This is a genomic window from Erwinia sp. OLFS4 (genome assembly GCF_002752165.1).
GTDB lineage: Bacteria > Pseudomonadota > Gammaproteobacteria > Enterobacterales > Enterobacteriaceae > Izhakiella.
Genome location: NZ_MOMB01000070.1, coordinates 19,077 through 28,668, shown reverse-complemented (window position 1 = coordinate 28,668; position 9,592 = coordinate 19,077). Strand labels below are relative to the sequence as shown.

11 protein-coding genes are annotated in these 9,592 nt (G+C 54.0%); 4 read left to right on the top strand and 7 right to left on the bottom strand.

Features of this window, described 5'->3' with window-relative positions:
* Positions 1-131 (bottom strand): IS1 family transposase (locus BL249_RS17525; protein WP_342633895.1); only part of this gene is annotated, 131 nt, incomplete at its 3' end.
* A 65-nt stretch (positions 132-196) separates the two neighbouring features.
* Here BL249_RS17525 and BL249_RS19435 point away from each other — a divergent pair.
* Positions 197-346, top strand: coding sequence for an FCD domain-containing protein (locus BL249_RS19435; RefSeq protein ID WP_342633911.1), 150 nt, complete (start codon positions 197-199; stop codon positions 344-346).
* A gap of 114 nt (positions 347-460) precedes the next feature.
* Here the strand turns inward: BL249_RS19435 and parE are convergent, their stop codons facing one another.
* From parE to nudF, 5 genes are read right to left on the bottom strand one after another with little or no spacing between them, the layout of a single operon-like run.
* A complete protein-coding gene (parE, locus tag BL249_RS17520) occupies positions 461-2,356 on the bottom strand; it encodes a DNA topoisomerase IV subunit B (protein WP_099706688.1) in 1,896 nt (631 codons plus the stop codon).
* A gap of 48 nt (positions 2,357-2,404) precedes the next feature.
* Entirely contained in the window at positions 2,405-2,986 is a 582-nt protein-coding gene (gene yqiA, locus BL249_RS17515; protein ID WP_099706689.1) for an esterase YqiA, read from the bottom strand.
* 6 nt (positions 2,987-2,992) lie between these two features.
* Positions 2,993-3,820, bottom strand: a complete 828-nt coding sequence (gene cpdA, locus BL249_RS17510) for a 3',5'-cyclic-AMP phosphodiesterase (protein ID WP_099706690.1) — start codon at positions 3,818-3,820, stop codon at positions 2,993-2,995.
* A 45-nt stretch (positions 3,821-3,865) separates the two neighbouring features.
* Positions 3,866-4,291: a DUF1249 family protein gene (locus BL249_RS17505; protein WP_099706691.1), complete on the bottom strand. Its 426-nt coding sequence runs from the start codon at positions 4,289-4,291 to the stop codon at positions 3,866-3,868.
* Positions 4,288-4,923, bottom strand: coding sequence for an ADP-ribose diphosphatase (gene nudF / locus BL249_RS17500; protein WP_099706692.1), 636 nt, complete (start codon positions 4,921-4,923; stop codon positions 4,288-4,290). The genes BL249_RS17505 and nudF overlap by 4 nt, the downstream gene beginning before the upstream one ends.
* 219 nt (positions 4,924-5,142) lie before the next feature.
* Here nudF and tolC point away from each other — a divergent pair, with 219 nt between their 5' ends.
* The 3 genes from tolC to BL249_RS17485 all read left to right on the top strand — a co-directional run bounded on the left by tolC (position 5,143) and on the right by BL249_RS17485 (position 8,646).
* The gene (tolC, locus tag BL249_RS17495) at positions 5,143-6,639 is read left to right on the top strand and encodes an outer membrane channel protein TolC (RefSeq protein WP_099706693.1); all 1,497 of its coding nucleotides are present in this window, start codon (positions 5,143-5,145) and stop codon (positions 6,637-6,639) included.
* Positions 6,640-6,854: 215 nt separating this feature from the next.
* Complete coding sequence (locus tag BL249_RS17490) at positions 6,855-7,484, top strand: DUF1190 family protein (protein ID WP_099706694.1); 630 nt, start codon at positions 6,855-6,857, stop codon at positions 7,482-7,484.
* A 1-nt stretch (position 7,485) separates the two neighbouring features.
* Positions 7,486-8,646 (top strand): glutathionylspermidine synthase family protein, encoded by a 1,161-nt coding sequence (locus BL249_RS17485; RefSeq protein ID WP_099706695.1) that lies wholly within the window; start codon positions 7,486-7,488, stop codon positions 8,644-8,646.
* 78 nt (positions 8,647-8,724) lie between these two features.
* Here BL249_RS17485 and ygiD read toward each other — a convergent pair whose 3' ends face one another.
* Entirely contained in the window at positions 8,725-9,510 is a 786-nt protein-coding gene (ygiD, locus tag BL249_RS17480) for a 4,5-DOPA-extradiol-dioxygenase (protein ID WP_099706696.1), read from the bottom strand.
* Positions 9,511-9,592: the final 82 nt, after the last annotated feature.

Sequence of the window (9,592 nt, the reverse complement as noted above, 5' to 3'; positions counted from 1 at the left end):
TAAGCGTAAGTGAGTTGAAACACGCGGTGGCAGTCACGGCAGCGAAATCTGTCATAGCCTTTAGGGTTCTGACCATGGCGGTAAACCTGAACAGACTGACAACGGGGACAATGAACGTTAACGCTGGCCATAAGAGAACCTCAAAAGCCCGCATTATACATCAGATTCAACCAATTAGAGGCATCACCCCGCCGCGATTGGCCAGTGGAAATCCCACGCCAGAATCGCCAAATCCTCCGCCGAACATTTTGCCATTGTTGAGGCAATACGGCAGAAAGACCCGCAGCTGCTGGAAGTCCGCATTAAACAGCACATTCTGCAAACAGAAGAGCGGTGCGCCCCTTAGTCACTATTTTGCTGTCAGGCGGCGACCTGTTAGCGCGTTCGCTAAGCAGCCTATTGTGGTGGTGGCTGCTGCCCCTGCTATAACAGCGGCAGCAGCTGGCCGGTCAGTGAAGAATTACGCTTCCAGATCGGCCTTGTCACCATATTCCTGTAACCAGTTGCGGCGATCTTCGGAACGTTTTTTTGCCAGCAGCATATCCATCATGCGCAGGGTTTCATCCATGTCCTCTTGCGCAATGGACAGCTGAACCAGACGACGGCTATTGGGGTCCAGGGTGGTTTCCCGCAGCTGCAGCGGATTCATCTCGCCCAGACCTTTAAAACGCTGGACGCCGGGTTTGCCCTTTTTACGCTTCAGCTGGTCGAGAATGCCCTCTTTCTCGGCCTCATCCAGCGCATAATAAACCTCTTTACCCAGATCAATGCGATATAAAGGCGGCATCGCCACATACACATGCCCCTGCTGCACCAGGGCTCGAAAATGCTTCACAAACAGGGCGCACAGCAGGGTAGCAATATGTAAGCCATCTGAATCCGCATCCGCCAGAATGCAGATTTTGCCGTAACGCAGCTGACTCAGGTCATCGCTGTCAGGATCAATGCCGATTGCCACAGAAATATCGTGCACTTCCTGCGAGGCCAGCACTTCATCCGATGAGACCTCCCAGGTATTGAGGATTTTTCCTTTCAGCGGCATTATCGCCTGATATTCGCGGTCACGCGCCTGTTTGGCCGAACCACCTGCCGAGTCCCCTTCCACCAGAAACAGTTCGGTTTTTGCCAAATCCTGTGCGGTACAATCCGCCAGCTTACCAGGCAGTGCCGGACCGCTGGTTAACTTTTTACGCACCACTTTTTTCGCCGCGCGCATCCGGCGTTGTGCGCTGGAAATCGCCAGTTCAGCCAGCTGCTCCGCTTCCTGCACATTCTGATTCAGCCAAAGACTGAAAGCATCTTTCACCACGCCGGAGACAAATGCCGCACACTGACGTGACGACAGCCGTTCTTTAGTCTGGCCGGCAAACTGCGGATCCTGCATTTTAACCGACAGCACATAGGCGCAGCGATCCCAGATGTCTTCCGCCGACAGCTTCACGCCGCGCGGCAAAATATTGCGGTATTCACAAAATTCACGCATTGCATCCAGCAGCCCCTGGCGCAGCCCGTTAACGTGGGTACCACCCTGCATGGTCGGGATCAGGTTAACGTAGCTTTCGGTCAGCAATTCGCCGCCTTCAGGTAACCAGAGAAGCGCCCAGTCAACCGCTTCAACGTCGGCGGCGTAGCTGCCGACAAACGGTTTTTCCGGCAGCGTGGGTAAGCCATTAACCGCTTCACACAGGTAATCGGTCAGGCCATCCTGATAGCACCAGCGCTGTTCGGTATTGTTTAATCGATCGTTAAAAATAATTTCGACGCCCGGGCAGAGCACGGCTTTAGCTTTCAGCAAATGGGCCAGCCGCGACACTGAAAAGCGCGGGCTATCAAAAAATTTACTGTCCGGCCAGAACTGTACGCGGGTACCGGTATTACGTTTTCCTACGGTGCCCGTCACCGTCAGATCCTGCACTTTATCGCCATGCTCAAACGCCATGTCGTAAACCTGACTATTGCGTCTGACGGTGACCTCAACCCGGGTTGAAAGCGCATTCACTACCGAAATGCCTACGCCATGCAAGCCACCGGAAAACTGATAATTTTTATTAGAAAACTTGCCGCCAGCGTGCAGGCGGCAAAAAATCAGTTCAATCGCCGGCACGCCCTCTTCCGGATGAATATCCACCGGCATGCCACGACCGTCATCAATCACCTCCAGCGACTGATCGGCATGCAGGATCACCTCGATCCGACTGGCATGACCAGCCAGCGCTTCGTCGACGCTGTTATCAATCACTTCCTGCCCAAGATGGTTCGGGCGCGTGGTGTCAGTGTACATTCCCGGGCGGCGCCGCACGGGTTCAAGGCCGCTGAGTACCTCAATGGAATCAGCGTTATAGCTGGATTGAGTCATCGTAACTTTCTGATAGTGGAGAAAAAATAGTCGCCATCCCGTCTGGTTTCACTGTGCATTGAAACCGAGAAAATCCACAATCGCCGGGAAGTGGCGTCCGAAACCGATGAAAGCGTGATTGCCCCCCTGCTCCACCGTCTGCCGGCAGCCATGGTAATACGCAACGGCCTGATGATAGTCAAGAACCTCATCGCCAGTTTGCTGCAACAGCCAGAGTAAATCCGGCGCGACCAGCGGGTCAATTTGCATCGCTTTCAGCTGGTAAATGTGGCGTGACTCTAACACATATTGCTGACCGGTGTACGGATTCTCGTTGGCACCGAGGTAATCCAGCAACAGCGCATAGGGGCGAACCGCTGGATTTACCACCACCGCCGGCAAACCAAAGCGTTGTGACAACCAGGTGGCGTAATAACCGCCCAGCGAAGAGCCAACCAGCGCCAGCTTTTCACCGCAGCGGGCGGTGACCAGCGCCTCCAGCAGCTTTGCTGTCTCCGCTGGAAAGGGCGGCAGCTGCGGCACCAGTAAAGTAATATCCGGCCGCTGCGTCGCCAGCCAGCGTCTGAGCAGCGAGACTTTTGCTGAGGCTGGCGAGCTGTTAAAACCATGCAGATAAAGCAGCGTAGACATGAGGTGTCAGTAACCTTCGGCGTCGAGGTCGGGAACAAAATCCCGGCAGGTCAGCCGCTCTATGGTGGTCCTGAGCTGACCGTCATCATACAGTTCCAGCCAGCGCCAGCCCGGCGGTTCACTGTCAATGGTAAAGCTGGTGCAGTGCGGTTTGAACTGCACGCAGGTTGATGGCGTTGCCAGCAGACGGCGGCCATTCCAGTCAAGATCAAGCTCCTGATGAATGTGTCCGCATAGTACGGTTTTCGCCAGCGGGTAGTTGTGCAGCACCGCGTCCAGCATCGTCGAGTTACGCAGACTATGCTGATCAAGCCAGCTGCAGCCTGAAGCCATTGGATGGTGATGCAATACCACCAGGGTATGACGCTGCGGATAGCGCGACAGCGCGTTCTCAAGCCAGTCCAGCTGATAATCGCTCAGTTCACCGTGCGGCACGCCAAAAACCTGGCTGTCCAGCAACAGCAGCTGCCAGTTCTCCCCCAGTAATACCTGTTTGGCCTGTTCAATTTTTGCCGCAGCCAGGGTTGCGTACATTGCCGGCTGAAAATCATGGTTGCCCGGCAACCAGACACAGGGCGCCGGCAGGCGCCGGATCCCTTCAACAAAATTCTGATACGCTTGCGGGCTGTGATCCTGCGCCAAATCACCGGAAGCGATAATGAGGTCATAATGTGTTGACCGGGCGATAATGGCATCCAGCACGGCTTCATAGCTGGCCCAGGTATTTACGCCCAGTAACGTTTCATGTTTACCGGCAAAAAGGTGGGTGTCTGTAAGTTGTAAAATTCTGACAGCTGCCCCACTTGCCGCGGAAAGTTTTAACAGGCTATCCAAGCAAAGTCCTTAGGTTAACGCCATCTCAGTATCGGGTTAGCGTTATCAGACAACCGGTACTGCCACCGCGCCATGGGCCAGGCAATAGCGTAGCCAGTCGGCGAGAAATTGGTTTATCTGATGTTTTTCGTCGCGTTGGTGCAATTTTTTATTAGGGTAATCATAGCGCGCTTTAAAGCGATAGATCTGCTGTGTTGAACACACTTCCGCAACCAGTGCGTCGTGGTAAAGGCGAACCGACATGGAGGGCAGGCTCCAGTAACTGACCGCCGGAGCAGTCTGTCGGATCTCAACCAGAGTGGTATAACGGGTTGCCTCCTGTATTGTCAGCCGGTAACAAGCGCCGTTAACCTGATAATCGATCAGCGCGCCGGTTTGTTCTTCGCGGGGAAGCAAACGGCGCAGCTGGGCAAAATTCGTTTCACATAGCCGCATCATTTCCGGGAAATCAGGGATGTAGCGCTTGTTCATTCAGGGTTCCACTCTTTTTGTAATTTCTGGTAGTTAAGCTGCAACCATTGCAATGCAATGACCGTGCCAGCGTTATCAATCTTCCCCTCTTCCACCCAGCGGTAAGCCTGTTCACGACTGACCACATGCACCAGAATGTCCTCATTCTCTTCCTCCAGACCGTGGTTTCCCTGCGCCACGCTGGCATCCACTTCACCTACCATGACAGCCAGACGTTCACTGGTTCCGCCCGGACTGGCAAGATAACTCAGCACCGGCTTAACCCGGCCTGGCGTTAAGCCGGCTTCTTCACGCGCCTCACGCCGGACCACATCTTCCACACTCTCGCCTGGTTCAATAATGCCGGCAACTAATTCTAACAGCCAGGGCGTCGGACTGCTGTCAAAAGATGCAATACGAATTTGCTCAATCAGCACCACCTGGTCACGCTGTGCATCATAAGGCAGGAGTACGGCGGCATGGCCCCGTTCAAAAATTTCGCGTTGCACTTCTGTACTCATCGACCCATCAAAGCGACGATGGCGAAAACGATAACGTACCAGTGAAAAAAAACCCTGATAAAGTGGTTCTCTTGCAATAATTTCTACATCGTTTTTGTTGAAAGTCACTGGTAACTTTTTTAGTGAACACATATGACAACGCCTCTGTCTGAAAAAACCGGTATTGGATGGCCGTAAGCCTATTGGCCTGCATGTGGTTATTTCACGTTAAATTGCGTAAATTAAGGCCAGATGGCACTTTCAGCCAACTTACCTTAATCAAGGTCTCTGTTAGAATCTGCGCTAATTTTTAGTTTTAGTTCGCTGCAAGGGCTAACGTATAGTAATTTTGCTGCACTACAAGGAATGCAAATGAAGAAACTGCTTTCTGTCATTATCGGGCTGAGTGTTGGGGCCTTCAGTATCAATAGTCAGGCTGAGAATTTGTTGCAAATTTATAAACAAGCTCTTCTGACCAACCCGGACCTGCGCACCTCAGCGGCCGATCGCGATGCAGCGTTTGAAAAGATCAACGAAGCCCGCAGCCCGCTGTTGCCGCAACTGGGCCTCGGCGCTGACTACACCTACAACGGTGGTTACCGCGGTAGCAGCGGCCTGTATTCTAATACCACCAGCGGGTCATTGCAGCTGACACAAACCCTTTTCGATATGAGCAAATGGCGCGCGCTGACCTTGCAGGAAAAAACCGCCGGGATTCAGGATGTCACCTTCCAGACGGCGCAGCAAAAACTGCTGCTAAATACCGCAACCGCCTATTTTAACGTATTACGCGCCATCGACTCACTTTCCTATACCGAAGCGCAAAAAGATTCCATTTACCGGCAGTTAGATCAAACCACCCAGCGTTTTAACGTTGGTCTGGTGGCGATTACCGATGTACAAAACGCCCGTGCACAATACGACAGCGTTCTGGCCAGCGAAGTCACTGCACGAAATAATCTGGATAATGCGCTGGAACAGCTGCGTCTGGTTACCGGAACCTTTTATCCCTCACTGGCGTCGCTGAATATCGAGCGTTTCCAGACAACCCGACCTCAACCGGTAAACACGCTGCTGAAACAAGCCGAAAGTCGCAATCTTGACCTGCTGTCAGCACGTTTATCACAAAGCCTGGCGCGTGAACAGATTCGCTCGGCGGAAACCGGCTATATGCCGACACTGGATTTAACCGCATCCACCGGGCTTTCAAACAGTAAATATGGTGGCCGTCGGGCGAACCAGACCACCGCAACGTCCGACAGTATTGCCGGCACCAATCAGGTGGGCCTGAGCTTTTCCATACCGCTTTATGACGGCGGCTCAACCTCTTCTCAGGTGAAGCAGGCCCAGTACGCCTTTGTCAGTGCCAGCGAAAAACTGGAATCAGCGCACCGTTCCGCCATCCAGACCGTCCGCTCTTCGTTTAATAACGTCAATGCTGCCATCAGCAGCATCAGCGCCTATAAGCAAGCGGTGGTTTCTGCACAAAGCTCGCTGGATGCCATGGAAGCAGGCTATCAGGTGGGCACCCGGACCATTGTTGACGTCCTGGATGCCACCACCACGCTATATAACGCCAAACAGCAACTTTCCGGCGCGCGTTACGATTACCTGATCAACCTGCTGGATATTAAACAGGCGGAAGGTACCCTGAACGAACAGGATCTGATGCTGCTCAACAGCATGCTGGGCAAAGATGTGCCTACTTCTGCGCAGGCTGTCGCCCCGCAAAATGCATCAGAAACCGCCGCAGGTGATGATGCTACCCGCACGCCACAGGCTGCCACTGCGGTTGCCGACACCACGCGTCCGGTTAATCACAGCGCCACGTCGAAAACCCGCCAGCACGGCAATCCGTTCCGCAACTGATCGCCTCTCATTCCCGGTTATCCCAGCTGCGGTTAACCGGGAAAGAGAAAAAACCCTTCACGCGACCGGTCTCCGTAATCGCAGGCATCCGACCACGCCCGATCAAAAACATTCGTATAACTACGTAAAGATCACCCTGTCCGACCGCTGTCCTGCTTCAATTTTCAGCCGGTTTCTCCTATTCTGAGGGTCCTTTGGGTAAACGGATAATAACGATGAAACGGACCAGGACAATCAACTATGCCGCTTTTCGTAAAAGCTGGTCCGCCAGGCATTTAACGCCGGTGGCGCTGGCCATTTCGGCCGTGTTTATGCTGGCGGGATGTGAGCAGTCAGACGAAACCGTCTCAATGTATCAGAACGCAGATGATTGCTCGAAAGCCAATCCCGGACAGAGTGAGCAGTGTAAAACCTCTTATAACAATGCGCTGAAGGAAGCGGAAAAAACCGCGCCTAAATACGCCTCACGTGAAGATTGCGTAGCAGAGTTTGGCGAAGGCCAGTGTCAGCCAGCCAGTCAGGCCAGCGCCGGCGGCGGCAGCTTCTGGATGCCATTAATGGCTGGTTATATGATGGGACGTATGATGGGCGGGGGCTATGCACAACAGCCGCTGTTTACCTCACGTAACCCCGCCAGCCCGGCTAACGGCAAGTTTGTTGATGCTACCGGCCGTAGCTATGGTAGTGCCACCTCCGGCCGCACCACCAGCGTAGCCAAATCAGCGCTGACGCCAAAACCGCCCACCACAACCACGGTGACCCGCGGTGGTTTTGGCGAAACGGTAGCAAAGCAGGCCACCATGAGCCGCAGCAGCGCCACCTCCAGCCGTACCTTTGGGGGTTAACATGAAACGCCTTCGCATCAGCGAGCGCCCGGACTGGCGTGAACGCGCCGAGGAATACGGCTTTCGCTTCCATACCATGCACGGTGAACCCTACTGGTGTGAAGAGGCTTATTACCAGTTTACCCTGGCCCAGGTTGAACAGCTGGAATCAGTCACCAGTGAGCTGCATCAAATGAGCTTGCAGGTCGTGGAGAAGGTGGTCAATAGTGAAGCGTTGCTGAGTCGTTTTGGCATTCCCCGGCACTGCTGGGATTTTGTGCGCGACGCCTGGCGCAGCAATCAGCCCTCACTCTATTCACGTCTCGACCTTGCCTGGGACGGAAGCGGAGATGCCAAACTGCTGGAAAACAATGCAGATACGCCAACCTCCCTGTATGAAGCCGCATTTTTTCAGTGGCTCTGGCTGGAAGATCAGCGACAGGCCGGCAATCTGCCGCAGGACAGCGATCAGTTCAACAGCCTGCAGGAAAAAATTATCGATCGCTTCGCCGCACTGCAGCAGCAGCATGGTTTCAACCTGCTGCACTTTGCCTGCTGCCAGGATAGCGAAGAAGATCGCGCGACCGTGCAGTACCTGCAGGATTGTGCCAGCGAAGCCGGACTGGAAAACAGTTTTCTGTATATGGATCAGATTGGCCTCGGTGAAAAAGGGCAATTTACCGATACCGACGACCAGATTATCAGCAATCTGTTTAAGCTCTATCCGTGGGAATTTATGCTGCGGGAAATTTTCTCCACCAAGCTGGCCGATGCCGGCGTCCGCTGGCTGGAGCCAGCCTGGAAAAGCATTTTATCCAATAAAGCCTTGTTACCGGCACTGTGGGAAATGTTTCCTAATCATCCCAATCTGCTGCCGGCTTTTTTTGCCGATGAAGCCCCGCCTGCTATGGATAACTATGTGGTTAAACCCCTGTTTTCACGTGAAGGGGCCAATATCCGCATTGTGCAAAATGGCCAGGAAATCGCCCGTGCAGACGGCCCTTACGGTGCGGAAGGGATGATTGTTCAGCAGTTTCATCCCTTACCCCGATTCGGCGATAGCTATACCCTGATTGGCAGCTGGCTGGTTGACGATCAGCCGGCCGGTATCGGATTACGGGAAGATCGCCAGCTGATAACTCAGGACCTGTCGCGCTTCTATCCGCATATCTTTATTGAATAAAGCAGCCAGGCCAGCGTGTTTCGTCACAACGCGTCATCACCCGGGCGGCGGCAATCTGTCGCTACCGCCCGTTAACCCTTATCCCACCTGTACTGAAAGCATACTTAATGCGGCCATAACGTTGCCATCTACCGGCACCGTCACCGCTTCATCCGGCTGGCGGCTGCCCAGTACGTAGAGCAGCGGCAAATAGTGCTCTGGCGTCGGGTTTGCCAGTGCGGCCCCTTCATGCTGCATAAAGTTAACCAACGGGTGCGCCGACGCCTCTCCCTGCCAGTTCAGGTTATCGCGAACAAACTGATTAAACGCCAGCGCCCAGGGATAAGCCTGATTGTCGCCCTGCCATTTCAGCATCCGCAGATTATGCACCACGTTGCCGCTGGCAATAATCATCACCCCCTGATGACGTAATGCGCTCAGTTTTTGCCCCAGCTGGTAATGCCAGAGCGGCGGTTGCGTACCATCAATACTGAGCTGTATCACCGGTATGTCCGCCTGAGGATACATTTTAATTAATACCCCCCAGGCACCGTGATCCAGTCCCCAGGCCTGATCAAGGGTCACCTCCAGCGGTGCCAGCAGTTCCGCCACCTGTTTTGCCAGCGCGGGGGAACCGGGGGCAGGATAATGCGTATCAAACAGTGCCTGCGGAAAACCGCCAAAATCGTGGATCGTCCGTGGCTCGGCCATCGCGGTGACCGCCGTGCCGCGGGTATACCAGTGTGCGGATACTGCCAGAATCGCCTGCGGACGCGGCAGAATAGCACCCAGATGGCGCCATGCCTGAGTATAGCGGTTTTCTTCCAGCACATTCATTGGACTGCCATGACCAAGAAACAGCGCGGGCATACGAGACTGAGTCATAATGTTCCCCTGCGGAGGCAAGATTGATAACCAATACGATACGCCGGTCTCAATCTTTTAAAACTCAGATAAGCATGATGGA